Here is a 14658-nt window from a genome sequence, read left to right as displayed (position 1 = left end):
CGCGATGCCGTGCCCGTGATCCTAAACAGCAACGCTCACGCTGTCGAGGCCTCATCCGAGGAAGTCCGCGTCGCCTCACTGCTGGCGTCGATCGCCGCCCAGCGGGCCCGTGTCACCCGTCAGGCCCTTGTACGACAGGCCGAGTCGCAAAGTACCGGCGCGACCGCCTGCTGCCCTTGGGCAGCTCCATACCGCACTGACCGCACCGCCGGACGTACCTCCTGGCCATGACCCCAGGGTCCTCCCATCCGGCAGCGCAGGCCAGGGCCGGTCACTCCTCGTCGGTGGCGTCCGGATCGCGAAGCGGACGCAGGCCGCCGAGCAGGTCGGGAAGCTGGAAGGAGTACCGGCCGAGCATGTTGATGTGATGCCTCACAAACGGCGAGACTGCCACGTCCTCGTCACGGACGTCGAAGCCGTCCGCACGCAGTTGGTTCACCGCGGCGTCCATGTACCGCGTGTTGAACAACACCAGTTTTCGGCGGTGGCCCGGCGAGCGCCCCGGCCGGGCCGAGGGAGTTGGCTTGGCCGACCTTGCCGCAGGCGGTGCAGGTATGCGCGGGCGGAGTCCAGCAGCATCTCTCGCGAGTGACGAGGAGTTCCGGACAATTGGCTTGATCGCCGCCGCGGGGCGTGGAAGGCTCGCCGCGCCCGTCCCACGGCGGCCCACGATGTTCGATGTGCCTGACGCTTCGTCATATCGCACCCGCCCCTGCCCGAGTACGCCGAGCCCTCCTGGGCTCGTCCGTCATCCTCACGAGGTACCCCACCGTGGACATACAGGTCCAGCGCTTCGCCGTAGCCCATCTCCGCAGGCGCCCCGCCGTCGTCGAGGTCGGCGGGTTCGTCGCGGGGTTCACGCCCGATACCGACAACCCGTACGTCAACTACGCGACTCCGCTGCCTGGTTCGGAACCGACCGAGCGGGACGTGGCGGCCCTGATCGAGGCCTTCCGGGAGCGCGGCCTGCTGCCCCGGCTGGAGTTCGCGCCGAACGCGGCGCCGAGCGTGGAGCCCGCGCTACGAGCGGCGGGCTTCGGTACCGAGGAGGTGCAGGAGTATCTCGTCTGTACCCCGGACACTCTGACGGTGCCTCAGTTCGTCGATGCGCCACGCGTGGAGACTCCCATCATCGACGAGGACTACGCCGCGCTCGATGCCGCGCTCGCCGAGGCGTTCGGCGAACCCCTGGACTCCTCCGGGGCGGGAGCCGCCGTGCTGCGGCGGGTCCAGGAGAACGGCGGGGCCGTGCGCTTCGTCCGCGCCCGGGACGGTGGTTGTGCCGGTGGGGCGTCCTGCTCCGCCGTGGCCGAGGACACCGCCGAACTGGCGGGCGTCGGGACCCGCCCGGCCTACCGTGGCCGGGGCATCGCCGCCGCGGTCACCGCCGCGCTGACCGAAGCCATGTTCGCCCAAGGGGCGGGCTCGGTATGGCTGGAGTACTCCGGCGACGGCTCCCGCCGTGTCTACGAGCGGATCGGCTACCGGCCGCAGGGCAAGCGCCTCTACCTGTCCCTGCCCCCGGAGCGGCGGCCCTGACCGTACGACGGGGCGCGTCGGATACGGAAGAGCGAGCCGACGGGGCGGGGCGGTTCAGGCCCGCCGTACGCCTCGTCCGCGCTCGTCGTGTCGGCCTTGCCGAGGGCGCTCATGCCTCTACCTCGGTCGGCGACGGATCGTCCGGGTCCGTCATCACCAGCGCCGCCAGGTCGAGGAAGGCGTTGGCCGTACGGGTCTTGAGCCGGGAGAGGTGGATCGCACGCCCGGACGCCAGATGAGGGTCGAAGGGGACGACGACCAGGTCCCGGTAGCGTTCCAGAAGCCCGGAGCGGGCGAGCCCGGACACGGACTCGTTGCTTACGGTCTGACTCACGGTGACCACGGCGCCGTCGGCCAGCCCGCCCCAGCCGCGGTCGCGCAGCCCGTCCAGGAGCCCGGCGACGGGGTCCTCCTTATGCGGGAGCGAGGTGCACACGACCAACTGATCGGTGTGCTGGAGCACGGTGTCCGCCATGTCGTCGAAGCGCTCCGCCGCCCAGTCGATCAGCACGACCGGGTAGTACCGGGCCGCCAGGGACAGGATGTGCCGGTACTCGTCGGCGTACGCCGCGCTCGACGTGGCCCGCAGCGCGCGGTGGGCCAGCACATGCAGACCGGAGGGCAGGATGCTCGTGCTGCGCCACACCTCCTCGTACGGAGCGTCCGACGCCAGCCGGGTCAGCGTGCGCGGGGTCGAGGAGGCGTTCGGCGGCAGATGGCTGTGCAGGTCTCCGGTGTACGGCGCCCCGTCCAGGGCCAGCGCCGCCTGTTGACGCAGCGCCACGAAGAGCGAACCGAGGACGACCGTCGTGGTGAGCCGCCCGGAGTGGGGCCGCGCCCCGACCAGCGTGATCCGGCGGCTGTACGGCAGACGGCGGTGCGCCAGCGCCAGCCTGTGGTCGCGTGCCGTCCGGTCGAAGTAGCCGAAGGAGGGCGGCCGGGGCGGCTTGCTCTCCACCCTCGGTACCCGTACCTCCCCTTCGGTGTCGCCGGTGAGCCGGATCGCTTCCTCCGGGCCGCTCGTCGGCGCTGCCACGAGGTCCGCCGGGCCCGGTGTCAGCGCGGGCGGCGCCACCCGTGTGCGAGACGCCTCGGGTGCGTCCGCGTCGGCGCCCGGTGCGGGCCACGCCCTGCCTGCCAGCGCCGCCGCGATCGCCACGTACTGGGCGAGCTTGTCGGCCACCTCACCGGCCGCCGGACGTACCGCCGGATCGGAGTCCAGGCAGCGCAGGACGAGTTCGCGCAGATGCTGCCAGGTGTCGCCCGACCACAGGTGCATGCCCTCGGGCAGGCCGTGCAACGGCATCCGGGGAAGGCTGCTGACCATCCGGAGGAGTTCACCGAGGGCCCTGATGTTGTCTTCCTTGGTGGGCGGGGCCCCGGCGCCGTGGTACTCACCGTCGACGGCGCAGTCCGACAGCCCGGTCAGCAGCACTGTCCGCTGCAGCACCACGACCGAGTCCGCCGCCAGATCGGCGGGGACCAGTTCGTTGAGATGGCAGATGCTCAGCGCGGTGGCCAGGTGGAAGCCGATCTGGAGGCTGGTGAGCAGGTCGAAGGCGCTCGTCCGTTCGGGACCGACGTAGCTCAGCAGATCGCTCAGGCGGGGCGGCTGGGCCGTGGCGGTGTCGACCGTGGGGAAGAGCCGTACCGCGATCCAGGCGGGGCGGCCGTCCAGGTCGGCGTCGAGCAGTTCGGGGGCGTATCGGCCGCCCATCCGCCGTAGGGCCTCCGCCTCGGTGGCCAGCAACTGCGCGGTGGACAGCGGAAGTTCGGGCCGTACGGTGCGCAGCGCCACCTCACCGAGGCGCGGTGCGTGGCCGAGGTAGACGATCGTACGGCGGCCCGGCCGACGCCCGCGCAGCGTGTACGGGCCGAGCCGGACCGGGTCCTGCGCGGTGAGTTCGTGCCAGACCGGCGGCCGGAGCACCCGCGGCGGTGGCTCGGGAGCGGAGACCGGGGTCGGCGGGCGGATCCCGAACCGGTGCATCAGCCGTTGCTCCACGGCGGTGAAGGCGGACGATCCGCTCGGCAGCCGGTCCGTTCCGTCCGGATGGGCGAGCCAGGCCGGGAAGTCCGGGGAACGGCCCGCCAGTTGCTCCAGGCGGCGACCGATCCGGCGGCTCGTGCGCACCAGTTCACCGCTGGGGACGGCGTCCAGCAGGGCCGTCTTGGACTCCTCGGTGAAGTCGAAGACGCGATGCTTGGCGGGCAGCGGTCCGGGGACCGGCGCCGGTCGGGGACGCACCAGGCCGCCGAGGAAGACCTCGGCCAGATGGGCGGTGCCCGCCTGCCAGGGCACCGCGGACTGCACCAGCCGCATCACCGGCACGGTCAGCGGGGCGACTGCGGCGAGATGAGCGGCGAGCCGATAGGCCTCGGGTGAGGCCGCGTCCCGGAAGTGCTGGAGGCTGCCCACCTGGCGGGAGGCGAGCGGGGCGTGCTGGCGGGGCCGGGTCAGCAGGGGGAGTTGCACGGTGGTGCCCGGCGAGGTCAGCAGCTCGCTCCAGGCGCGCAGGGACCCGGCGGTCGGCTCCAGCACCGGGATGGGCAGACCGCTGAACTCGATGGGGAGGACAGGGTCGCTGATCCGCCAGGCCGTGCCCGCGCCGCCGGGCCTGCGGGTGGTGGCCTGCCAGCGGTCGGCCTGGATGCCGGAGCCGTCCCACAGCGCGGGCGGCAGCGTGTGCAGGATCGCCACCGGGCCGTTCTTCGCCCAGGTCAGCAGGGCGTCGTGGACCGCGCCGCTGCGCCAGCCGGAGCCCATGCCGTCGCTCACGACGAAGACCAGGGTCTGCCCGGACGGGTCGACCAGCGAGGAGGGCGACAGCACGGAGCCGGCCGGGTCGAACGGATGGCCGCGCAGTGTCGGGCCGCCGGGGGTGCGGGTGTCGAGGCCGCGGACCTGGATCGAGCGGAAGGCACCGATGCGCTGGAGGGTCGCGAGCAACTCGGCGGTGAGCCGGTGCCACAGCAGCATGGACAGGCCGTCGTCGACCACCAGGACGAGGTTCAGCCAGCGCTCTTGACGCGGCCGGAGCACGACGTCGGGCAGCCGGGTCTCGGCGAGCTGGGCGGCCGTGGCCGCCTCGTCCACCTCGTGCAGCCGGGGGTTGGGCCGTTTGCGCTTCAGCGCTCGCAGTGCCCGCCCGATGGCCAACTCCTCGCGCAGGGCCTTCTCTTCCGGGACGAGGAGGGGCAGCGCCGACGGGCCCGGGTCCGGGGCCGACGGGGGCGGTGCGGTCGGCAGGTCGGGCAGGTGCGGGAGTTGCGGCGCGGCGTGCAGCTCCGGCCGTGTCAGCGGGGGCAGTTCGGGGCCGGACCGCAGGGTGCCCGGTTCCTCGTCCTCGTCCGGCCGCTTCTCCGGTTCCGGTCGCTCGTCCGGTTCCGGTGGCTCCGGGGGCGCGGGCCGGGCCGAAGGTGCCGTGCGGCCCAACAGCCGGGGCAGGGGCAGGTCCTGGCCGTCGCGGGGCAGGCGCCCGGCCAGCCACAGCATGTCCAGCACCTCCTGCGGATCAGGGTCGTAGCCGACCCCCTTCAGGACCCGCAGGAGCGCGCCGAGCCGGTCGCCCGCGTGCTCTCCCCCCGTCCCCGGCACGGTTCACACCGTTCCCGTGAGCTGGTGCAGGACGGCGTCCAGCAGCCCGTCGGCGTCCAGATCCACGCCGCTGGTGCGCAGGAACACCGCGTTGAGGAGTTGGTCGGTGGCGAGTTCACCAGGGGCGCGGCGGCGCAGGAACGCCTGGAGCAGATCGTCCACGTCCGGCAGGATCTCCGGCCCGAGATGCGCGGCGACGATGGACCGCAGCCGCTCCTCGTCGGGCATCGGCAGATCGAGCCGGATACAGCGGCGCAGGAAGGCGGGCGGGAAGTCCCGCTCGCCGTTACTGGTGATGATGACGACGGGGAACTCCAGGCACTCCACGCGGCCTTGATGTACCGTCACCACTCCCCGGTGGTCGGCCGTCAGCACCTCCACCTCGGCGAACTCCTCGGGCAGGCGGGCGAGTTCGGGGATCTCGAAGACGCCCTCCTCGAACACCGTCAGCAGATCGTTGGGCAGGTCCACGTCCCCCTTGTCCATCTCGTCCACCAGCAGGGCGCGCGGGGTGCGGTGCGGGGCGAGCGCGGTGCCGAGCGGGCCGAGCCGGATGAACGTGCCGATGGAGGGTTCCGCCTCGCCCCGGTCCCGGCTCAGCGTGGTCTCCCGCAACCGCCCGATCGCGTCGTACTGGTAGAGCGCCTCGTGCACGCTGGAGCGGCTGTTGACCGGCCAGCGCAGCAGTTCGCCGAGGCTCAGCTCATGCGCCACCGCGCGGGCCAGTGAGGACTTGCCCGTGCCCGCCGGGCCGGTCACGAGCAGCGGGCGGCGCAGATGCAGGGCCGCGTTGACGATGTCCGCGTGCTCCGGCGCGACCAGGTAGGGCAGCGGTCCGGCCGTACGGCCGCCGGGGCTGAAGCGCCGCCACGGGGGAGCGGGCGGCATGGTGACCGGGCGGGCCACACCGTCTCCGCGAAAGATCCGCCAACTGCCGTGTGCCGACGTGGTCATCCGTTCTCCTGGGGTTCTGCCAGTTGCAGCCGGGGCAACGAGCGGTCCGCGTCCGACCAGGCGAGGACGGGGCGGCCCGCGTACTGATGGGGACTGCCCAGCCGCATCGCCCGGTACGCGCGCGTGCCCTCCGGCAGCGTGCGCACCGGCACCGGTGACAGCCGGGCCAGGGCAGGGGAGCGGTCGACCCGCTCGCGGTCCCACATCACCACGGGCACCCCCATCAGCAGGCACGTCTGCACGATCTCGTCACGTGAACGCGGGGGAACGTCCACGGCGACCCGGACGGCGTCCTTCTCGGCCAACAGGGCGCCATAGACCTCACTGCGCCCCTGCGAGGGGTCGTCGAACGTCAACAACGCGTCCGAGTCGAGAAGTCTCCAGCGGTGGCGCCAGTCGGGATGGAAACGTTCGTGACGGCGCAGGAGTTCCGGGCAGGTGACGACGACGGGGAACTCGGCGCCGAGCACCCCCGGCAGTTCGTCGGGCCCGAACTGATGGCCGTCGGGGTCGGTCATGCCCCACTCGTCCACGGCCAGGTTCAACTCGTCCCGTCCAACCAGGAGTTCCAGCACCGGCCGGTCCCGGTCGGGCGCCGCCCGGTACAGCGACTCCAGCACCCCGAGCAGCTCCCGGGCCACCTCGGCACCCGAGCGGGCGGCCCCGGTGTCCGTCGTCGTCCGGCGGGGGCCGCCGCCCTCGTCGCACCACACCCGTAACCGATAGCGGTCCGCACCCGCCCGCTCCACCCGGGCCGTCACCCAGACCGCGGCCGTCCGCCCCCGCGCCGCGCGCGCCCACTCCTCGGCGTCCGTGCGGCGCTCCAGGAGCGAGGTGTGGGGGATGCCCAGCCGGTCCACGACGGACATCGTCCACAGCCGCAGGGACGCCTGCTGCGCGGACGGTGCGAGCGCGGCCAGGTACTCCACCACGCGCAGCAGCCCCGGCACCCGCAGACCGTCGGCGTCCGTACGGCTGTCGCCGGTGAGACACTCCAGGTGGTCCAGGAGCCCCTTGACGCCCTCGCCCGTGGGCAGCGCGGCGGCCAACGGCAGTGCGGCACGCGCCACTTCGGGCAGCCGGTTGCGCAACGGCGCGGGCAGGGCGTCCAGATGGCGCGTCAGCTTGTGGTGCTCGCGCGGGGACAGCAGCCGGGGCACCTGCGACATCCGGCCGGCCGCCAGCAGCGGGGGCACCGCCGCCGGCTCCCGTCGGTGCAGCACCTCCGTCAGCGCGGCCAGCGCCCGCGGCTCCGTCAGCAGCAGCGCCGCGAACTCCTCGGTGGTGGGCGCGGACAGACTGTCGTGGACTTCGTATCCGCAGTGTTCCGCGACGGCACGCGCATGCTCGCTGCGCAGCCCCGAGGCCGGCATGTACCGGTCCAGCAGGTGTTCGAGCATCTCGTACGCCGGATCGTCCGGGTCGGGTTCCGGAGTCTCGAACAGCGTGCCCGCGCCGACCGTCCTCAGCTCGGCCTCGATGCGCTGCCAGGGGATGCTCCAGCTACGCCGCGCGACGTGCTGGGAGCTGTGGGGCAACGGCCGGCCGGTGACCGGGTCGTGGGGCGGCATGACATGTCCGGCGACGATGCCCACCACCGCGTTGTCCGCGATCGACCACAGCGGGCAGCCACTGTACGAGGGGCCGATCGCCATGCCGGTGGCGTCGCCGTCGACGTAACCGACCGCCTCGTCACAGGACTTGACCCGCACGTCCGCGAACGTGTGGCTCCTGCCGCTGCTGTGCCAGGCGCGCAGCGACTGGCCGATCGCCATCGGCAGCCACTGGGGCGGCGGCATCTGGTGGTGCGGTCCGGTCTCCAGACGCAGGACCGCCAGGTCGCCCAGCCACTCGTGGTCCTTGGCCCCGGGGACGCCCGGCGCGCCGTCCCGGCGGCGCGCGGGCACCCAGTGGGTCACCCGGGCGTCGACCCTGGAGGTGCGGGCCCGGCCGTGCACGGCGACCGGCACGGCGTCGTCGCCCGGGTGCCGCGGATCGAACGGTCGTCGTCCCAGCGCGTCGTTGACGACGTGGGCACAGGTCAGCAGGTGGTCCGGGGTCAGCAGGACGCCCGCGCCGACGCTCTGGGAGCCGACGGGCTCCAGCACGGAGACCACGCAGTGACGCGGGTCCGCCGCGGCCGACGGGCCCGCCTTCATGAACCAGCCCATCCGTCAGTCCTCGGCGGGCACGGGCCGCCAGGTGGCCGAGACCGTCAGATGAGCCTGCCCGTTCCCCGCGACGAAGCCCAGCTTGAGGTCCTGCCCGATCTGCACGCCGAAGGTGACGTTGATCTCCTGGGGCGGCTGGTCCGCACTCACCACGGCGTCGTGGATCTCCTGAACGATCGGCCCCAACGGCCGCAGTGCGGTGCGCAGGGTCTCGACGGCGCGGTCGGCGACACGCCGCCCGCCCCGGGACACCGGAACCGTGGCCCCCATGCCTTCCGGGAGGTCCTCGGCCGGTTCGGCGAGGTCGACCTCGCCGTCCTGCGGGATGAGCTGGAACCGGACGGACGTCCCGTCCGCCAACTGGAGTTCACTGAAGTCCGACACCCTTGCCATTGTGCCGATGACGGCACCACCGAGAACCCGGAAGAGGATATTCCGGATCACGTGCAACGCTTCCGTGACCCGGAATACCGGCAGGCGGCTGCTCCTCGGCCGCTCCTCGGCCGCGCGGCGGGCTACCCCAACAGGGACTCGCCGATCCAGCCGCCGGGTGCGCAGCCGGGTGGGACGGCGAAGACGGCGGAACCGATCGGGGTGGTCCACTGGTTGAGGAGATCGGAGGCGGCGAGACGGCGCTGGATCGGCAGGAACTGCTCGCCGATGTCCCGCTGGAAGGAGGCGAACAGCAGCCCGGTGTCGGGCCGTCCGTCGGCGGCCGGGGCGTCGTCGTAGTTGTAGGGCCTACGGAAGATCCGCATGCGGTCGTCCGTCACATGCGCCCGGCGGATGTGGGCGAACTCGGAGATGACCGGGAAGCCGAGCTTGTCCTTGGCCTCGAAGTCCGGCGCATCGGCCTCCACCGTGCCGGTGAGCGGGGCGCCGCTGCCGAGCCGTCGGCCGACCGTGAACTCCTTGGCCTTGGTGTCGGCGGCGTCCCAGGTCTCCAACTCCATACGGATACGCCGCAGTACGAGGGTCGTGCCGCCGCCGCGCAGCCAGGCGGGGCCACTGTCCGTCCACACGGACTTGGCGAAGATGTCGCCGCCGGGTGGCGGGTTGGCGGTGCCGTCGAGCTGGCCCATGAGGTTGTGCTGGGTGACGCCGTCGTTCTGGACGCCGCGCCCACGGCGGAAGCCGCGTTGGGCCCAGCGCAGCCGGGCGAACGTGCGCGCGTCCTTGGTGAGCATCCGCTGGGCGTGCGCGACGGTGAGTGGGTCGTCGGCGCAGATCTGGATCAGCAGATCGCCGCCGCTCCAGCGGTCCTGGAGCCGGTCGATGGGGAAGCGGGGCAGGGGCGTGAGCGACGCGGGCCGCTGGTCGTCGAGTCCGGCGGCCTTGAAGAGACCGGGGCCGAACCCGAAGGTGACCGTCAACCGGGCGGGCAGCGCCGCGAGTTCCGCCTCGGTGTCGGCGAGCGCCGCCTGGCCGCGGGTGAGCCGTACGGCGTCGTCGGTGAGCAGGCGCATCATCCGGCCGAGGGCCGCGCGGTCCACCGTCCTGGCCAACTCGAAGCCGAGGAACACACCGTGGGCCTGCGCCGGGGTGGCGATGCCCGCCTGATGCCGTCCGTGGAAGGGGACCTTCTGCGCGCCGTACGCGGCCTCCTTCGGTCGTGCTTGACCAGGGTCGGGGGTTGGGCCGCCGCTGTCGCCGGTCGCGGCGACGCCGATGCCGGCTCCGGCCAGGGCCCCGCCGACGGTGAGCGCGCCGCCGGTCAGCAGTCGGCGGCGGCTGACCCCGGTGGTGCCCTCGGCCGCGGTGGTGGTTGGGGCGGGGTCGATGGGGGTGTCGTCCATGGCCGGGAGGTCAGTCCTTCTTCATCTTCATGTCGGAGTCCATGCCGGAGCTGTAGTTCTCCTTGCCGCCCGCGAAGGCCTTGGCGACGGCGGTGAAGCGCACGGTCTTGCCGTCCTTGAGCGTCAGGGTCACGGTGACCTCGTCACCCGGCTTCACGGCCTTGTCCAGGCCCATGAGCATCAAGTGGTCGGCGCCGGGCTGGAGTTGGTGGTTGCCCTGGGCGGGGATGACGAAGCCGCCCTTCTTGGGCCGCATGACGGGCTTGCCCTCGACGTCGGCGACTTCGTGCAGCTCCGTCTTCTTCGAGACGGTCGAAGTGGCGGACACCACCGTGACCTTGGAGTCGGTGGTGTTGACCAGGGTGCCGAAGACGGCCGTCATCCCGGAGTCGGCGGCCTTCGCCCACGGGTCCTGCACGGTCACCGGGGCCGCGGCCTTGGCGGGGGTGCTCGCAGTGGAGGAGGGGGACGAGGACGACGACGAGGACGAGTCGTCGCTCGAGCCACAGGCCGTGAGGGTGGTGAGGGATATCGCCCCGGCGGTCACGGCGGCGGCGAGGAGGCGCAGGCGGGCGTAGCGACCCTGAGCGGTGTGGGTGGCGGAGGTACGCATGGCGTGATCGGCCTTCTTCGGTTCGGTTGCGGCATCGGTCCCGCAGTCACAGCAGTAGTCGGCGCGGGTCGCGCGAAAGTTCCCGGGAGTTCACGACGTATGCGCGGGAACTTTCGGGCGGCCCCGGCCGACGTACTGGTATGTGAAGCGACGAGCCCTCTCCCGTCCGGTCGCCGTACCGGCCCTCACGGCACTCCTGCTGGCCATGCTGTGGGTCTTCCTGCCCGCGTCACCGGCATGGGCGCACGCGCAACTGCTCGACTCCAGCCCCGCCGCCGACACCGAGGTGGCGAAGACACCCACCGCGGTCACGCTGACGTTCGACAGCCCGATCAGCCAGGAGTACACGACGGTCGTGGTCGCCGGCCTCGACGGGACGTCCTACAGCGACGGCGCGGCGACGGTGACGGGCACCGACGTACGGCAGAAGGTCAGTGCGCTGCCCGGCGGCAGGATCCAGGTCACCTGGCGCACCATCGCGGCCGACGGGGCACCGATGCAGGGCCGCTACACGTTCACCAACACCGACAAGACGGCCCCCGCCCAGCCCACGCCCGCGTCGCCACCGGCCACTGAGACCTCCCCCGCCTCCGCGCCACCGGTGACCTCCACGGACACGGGCGCGGGCACAGGCACAGACACGGGCACAGGCACGGACGACGCGCCGGACTGGCCCTGGTGGGCCGCGGCGGGCGCCCTGGTGGTCGCCACGATCACCCTCCTGGTCATCGGACTCCGCCGGTCCGCCGCCGCTCCTGGGGCACCACATGGAGAGAACGGCGATTCCTCGGACCGTCCTCAGCCGTGACCGAGTCCCTGCCCCGAATCCGTACGCCGCTGTGCATTCGTACGCCGCCCCGAATCCGTACGCCCGCGATCAGCGAGGTCGTTCAGGAGCGGGGCCGTACGGTGATCGCCACCAGCACGGGTCCCGAGGGGCCGTCCGTCCCGCAGCCGGGTCCCCCGTCCCGGGCCGCGGACGGGCAGCCGCCGCAGCCGCCGGAGGCGCAACCCCGGCCGAGGTCGGTGGTGGCGAGGGCGCCGCGCTGGACCCAGTACTCCACCATCGCCTCGGCCTCCTCCCGGCTGACCCCCACCCGCTGAGCCACCTCCGTCAGACTCACCCCGCCACCACGGGCGGCGCGGATCTCGGCGAGTACGGCGCGCAGCGCGCCCCCGCCGACCGGGGACGGCGCGGGGGCCGGTGCGTGGCGTCGCCACGGCAGGCTCACCACAGCAGTGCTCCGATCTGGTACACCGTCACCGCCAGCAGCCAGGCGACGGCCAGTTGGATGCCGGTGCCCAGCATGGTGAGCCGGGTGCCGATCTCCGCCCGCTGCGCGGCGAGTGTCGCCATACAGGGCGTGTAGGCGAGCAGGAAGACCATGAAGGCGAGCACGGCGGGCACCGTGTGACCGTGCGAGGTGCGCTCGAACGTGGACCGCAGAGCGGTGCCGAGCGAGCCCGCGTGGTGGTTGTCGCCCGGCTGCTGCACCTCGTACGTCTGCGCCATCGTGGAGACCACGGCCTCCTTGGCGACGAACCCGGTGATCAGACTGGCCGAGGAGTGCCAGTCGCCGAACCCGGCCGGTTCGAACGCCGGGGCGATGGTCCGCGCGGTACCGCCGAAGACGCTGTGCTCGAGCGGGACCTTGCCGAAACCGCCCTGGCCGCCGCCGAGCGGGATCGCCGAGAGCAGCCACACTGCGGCGACGGTGGCGACGATGACACCACCCGCCGTACGCAGGAAGGCGTTCAGCTTCTGCCAGGACTGCATGCCCACCACCCGCGCGGTCGGCCTGCGGTACGGCGGCAGCTCCAGTACCAGCGGCTCGTCCGCGAGGTCACGGAACAGGACCCGGCGCAGCAGCCGGCCGATCCCGATGACCAGCAGGATGGACAGCACGTACATGGCGAAGACCGCGGTGCCCGCCCGGCTGCCGAAGAAGACACTGGCGAGCAGGACGTAGACCGTCAGCCGGGCGCTGCAGGTGACGTAGGGGATGAGCATGCCGACCAGCAGCCGGTGGCCGCGATGGGCGAGGATGCGGGTCCCGGCCAGCGCGGGCACATTGCAGCCGAAGCCGACGATGAGAGGCAGGAAGGCGCGGCCCGGCAGACCGATGAGGCGCATCACCCGGTCGACGACGAAGGCGGCGCGGGCCATGTAGCCGGAGTCCTCCAGCAGGGCCAGCAGCACGAACATGATCGCCATCAGCGGTACGAAGGTGAGCAACTGCCCGACGCCGCCGACCAGTCCGTTCAGCACCAGTCCGGAGAGCCAGCCGGGTGCGTGCACCGCCTCCAGAACGGCGGTCGCGGCGCGGTTGACCGGACCGTCGAGCAGTGCCTGCAAGCCGTCCTGGAGGGGGACCGCCAGCGTGGTGGTGGCGGTGAAGACGCCCCACATGACGGCGAGGAAGACCGGGATGCCCAGCCATCGGGAGGTCAGCACCCGGTCGACCCGGTCCGTCAGGGTGGGACGGTCGGCGGCACGGCGGTCGACGGCGGCGGCGAGCACCCGGTGCGCCCAGGCGTAGCGGGCCTCCGCGACCAGCGTCTCGGGGTCGTCCTCCGGCAGTTCTCCGAGGTCGGCCGGGCGGTCGGGGCTGTCTGTGGCCGTGCTGTCCGGGGCAGCGCTCTCCGGGGCAGCGCTCTCCGGGTCGGCGGGAAGCAGGCGCCGCCCGGCCTCGCGGGCCTGCTCGCGCAGTCCCTCGGGGACGGTGGGGACGGGCTCGCCGCACAGCAACGCGAGTGCCAGCCACCGCGGGGCGTAGCGCTCCCCGAGTCCCACCGCCACCAGCGAGGTGAGCGCCGCGGTCTCCTCCTCAAGGGCGCTGCCGAGATCGGCGGGGCGAGGCGGACGAGGGTCCGCGAGCATGGCGCACACAGCCTCGGCCAGGTCGTCCAGGCCCTGCCCCTGGTGCGGGAGGACCGCGACGACGGGGGTGCCCAAGGCGTCGGCCAGTGACTCGGCGGAGACCTTCAGGCCGCGGGCGCGGGCCACGTCGACCATGGTGAGGGCGACCACCACCGGGACGCCCGTGTCCAGGACCTGGCTGAGGAAGTAGAGGTTGCGGGCGAGGTTGGCCGCGTCGACGGTCACCACGACCACCTCGGGACGGCCGTCGAGGCCGTGGTCCACGAGCAGGTCGCGGGTGAGTTCCTCGTCCGGGGAGCGAGGTACGAGGCTGTAGGTGCCCGGAAGGTCGATCAGGGTCAGCCCGTCGGTGTACGCGGTGGGCTCCGGGCGCCAGGTGCCGCGGGCGACGTGAACGGTCTTGCCCGGCCAGTTGCCCACGTGCTGGCGGGCGCCGGTGAGCGCGTTGAACAGGGTCGACTTGCCGACGTTGGGGTTGCCCACGAGGGCCACCCGGGGCACCTCGCCCCGTACGGCGACGTCTCCGGCGTCCTCCACCGGGTCGCAGCAGGGCTTCTCCAGCATCGTGGCGCGGGTGGCGCGGCGCAGTCCGGCGGCCCGGTCCTGGAGCGCCATCAGCGGGCCACGTCCGGCTCGACCAGCAGCGCGCCCGCGGTGGCGCCGTCGAGGGCGACCCGTGCGTCGCCCAGGCCCACCAGCAGCCCGCCGGTGGCTCCGCGGGCGATCACGTGCAGCAGCGCACCCGGTACGAAGCCGAGTTCCAGCAGCCGCAGCCGTTCCCCGGCGCGCACGCGGAGACGACGCAGGGTGAGCCGGTCTCCCGGGGCACAGTCGCGCAGGCGCATGGACATCCTCCCTAGCGTCCGATCGGACGAACCAAGGCTAGGCGTGCCTAACTCGGCACCGGAAGGCGGGGGTGCGTTCAAGCCGTCCGCCGGTTCTCGGCCACCGGAATCCGGACGCCTCGTACCGCAGCCTCGTACCACGTCGTGTCGGTCTCGTATGGCGTCGCGTCGGCCCCATACCGCGTCGCGTCCACGGGAAAGGAAACGGGAAACAGCACCGTTCGCCTTGTCCGTCCAGCCGGGGTTGTCGCACGCTTTCGT

Annotated in this window: 11 protein-coding genes and 1 pseudogene; 2 read left to right on the top strand and 10 right to left on the bottom strand. The window is 72.6% G+C overall.

Annotation, left to right across the window (positions count from 1 at the left end; genetic code table 11):
- Nucleotides 1–271: 271 nt before the first annotated feature.
- Nucleotides 272–475 (bottom strand): annotated as a pseudogene (locus tag NGF19_RS24065) (Tn3 family transposase); the annotation flags it as partial.
- A gap of 296 nt (nt 476–771) precedes the next feature.
- On the opposite strand from NGF19_RS24065, the gene NGF19_RS24060 reads away from it, so the two are divergent.
- Nucleotides 772–1539, top strand: coding sequence for a GNAT family N-acetyltransferase (locus NGF19_RS24060; RefSeq protein WP_252427365.1), 768 nt, complete (start codon nt 772–774; stop codon nt 1537–1539).
- A 109-nt stretch (nt 1540–1648) separates the two neighbouring features.
- Here the strand turns inward: NGF19_RS24060 and NGF19_RS24055 are convergent, their stop codons facing one another.
- The 6 genes from NGF19_RS24055 to NGF19_RS24030 form a co-directional block, all read right to left on the bottom strand.
- Nucleotides 1649–5137: an SAV_2336 N-terminal domain-related protein gene (locus tag NGF19_RS24055; protein WP_252427364.1), complete on the bottom strand. Its 3489-nt coding sequence runs from the start codon at nt 5135–5137 to the stop codon at nt 1649–1651.
- Between the two features lie 3 nt (nt 5138–5140).
- Nucleotides 5141–6091, bottom strand: a complete 951-nt coding sequence (locus tag NGF19_RS24050) for an AAA family ATPase (protein WP_252427363.1) — start codon at nt 6089–6091, stop codon at nt 5141–5143.
- Nucleotides 6088–8262: a VMAP-C domain-containing protein gene (locus NGF19_RS24045; protein WP_252427362.1), complete on the bottom strand. Its 2175-nt coding sequence runs from the start codon at nt 8260–8262 to the stop codon at nt 6088–6090. The genes NGF19_RS24050 and NGF19_RS24045 overlap by 4 nt, the downstream gene beginning before the upstream one ends.
- 3 nt (nt 8263–8265) lie before the next feature.
- Entirely contained in the window at nt 8266–8646 is a 381-nt protein-coding gene (locus NGF19_RS24040; RefSeq protein ID WP_252427361.1) for a CU044_2847 family protein, read from the bottom strand.
- A gap of 131 nt (nt 8647–8777) precedes the next feature.
- The gene (locus NGF19_RS24035) at nt 8778–10058 is read right to left on the bottom strand and encodes a Dyp-type peroxidase (protein WP_252427360.1); all 1281 of its coding nucleotides are present in this window, start codon (nt 10056–10058) and stop codon (nt 8778–8780) included.
- Nucleotides 10059–10068: 10 nt separating this feature from the next.
- Nucleotides 10069–10671, bottom strand: a complete 603-nt coding sequence (locus NGF19_RS24030; RefSeq protein WP_252427359.1) for a copper chaperone PCu(A)C — start codon at nt 10669–10671, stop codon at nt 10069–10071.
- Between the two features lie 142 nt (nt 10672–10813).
- Here NGF19_RS24030 and NGF19_RS24025 point away from each other — a divergent pair, with 142 nt between their 5' ends.
- The gene (locus NGF19_RS24025; protein ID WP_252427358.1) at nt 10814–11479 is read left to right on the top strand and encodes a copper resistance CopC family protein; all 666 of its coding nucleotides are present in this window, start codon (nt 10814–10816) and stop codon (nt 11477–11479) included.
- 82 nt (nt 11480–11561) lie between these two features.
- Here the strand turns inward: NGF19_RS24025 and NGF19_RS24020 are convergent, their stop codons facing one another.
- The 3 genes from NGF19_RS24020 to NGF19_RS24010 are packed head-to-tail and all read right to left on the bottom strand — an operon-like array spanning nt 11562 to nt 14397.
- On the bottom strand, nt 11562–11903 hold the full coding sequence (locus NGF19_RS24020) for a FeoC-like transcriptional regulator (protein WP_252427357.1): 342 nt from the start codon (nt 11901–11903) through the stop codon (nt 11562–11564).
- Nucleotides 11900–14167 (bottom strand): ferrous iron transport protein B, encoded by a 2268-nt coding sequence (gene feoB, locus NGF19_RS24015; RefSeq protein WP_252427356.1) that lies wholly within the window; start codon nt 14165–14167, stop codon nt 11900–11902. The genes NGF19_RS24020 and feoB overlap by 4 nt, the downstream gene beginning before the upstream one ends.
- Nucleotides 14167–14397 (bottom strand): FeoA family protein, encoded by a 231-nt coding sequence (locus tag NGF19_RS24010; RefSeq protein WP_252427355.1) that lies wholly within the window; start codon nt 14395–14397, stop codon nt 14167–14169. Before NGF19_RS24010 ends, feoB begins: the two co-directional genes overlap by 1 nt.
- Nucleotides 14398–14658: the final 261 nt, after the last annotated feature.

This window comes from Streptomyces macrolidinus (assembly GCF_023887685.1).
GTDB classification, from domain to species: Bacteria; Actinomycetota; Actinomycetes; order Streptomycetales; family Streptomycetaceae; genus Streptomyces; species Streptomyces macrolidinus.
This window is presented reverse-complemented; position numbering and strand designations above follow the sequence as displayed.

Bases quoted from the DNA above. Each gene is read 5' to 3' on its own strand.
- NGF19_RS24050 (WP_252427363.1), bottom strand. From the start codon at position 6,091: ATGACCACGTCGGCACACGGCAGTTGGCGGATCTTTCGCGGAGACGGT.
- NGF19_RS24045 (WP_252427362.1), bottom strand. From the start codon at position 8,262: ATGGGCTGGTTCATGAAGGCGGGCCCGTCGGCCGCGGCGGACCCGCGT.
- NGF19_RS24035 (WP_252427360.1), bottom strand. From the start codon at position 10,058: ATGGACGACACCCCCATCGACCCCGCCCCAACCACCACCGCGGCCGAG.
- NGF19_RS24030 (WP_252427359.1), bottom strand. From the start codon at position 10,671: ATGCGTACCTCCGCCACCCACACCGCTCAGGGTCGCTACGCCCGCCTG.
- feoB (WP_252427356.1), bottom strand. From the start codon at position 14,167: ATGGCGCTCCAGGACCGGGCCGCCGGACTGCGCCGCGCCACCCGCGCC.
- NGF19_RS24010 (WP_252427355.1), bottom strand. From the start codon at position 14,397: ATGCGCCTGCGCGACTGTGCCCCGGGAGACCGGCTCACCCTGCGTCGT.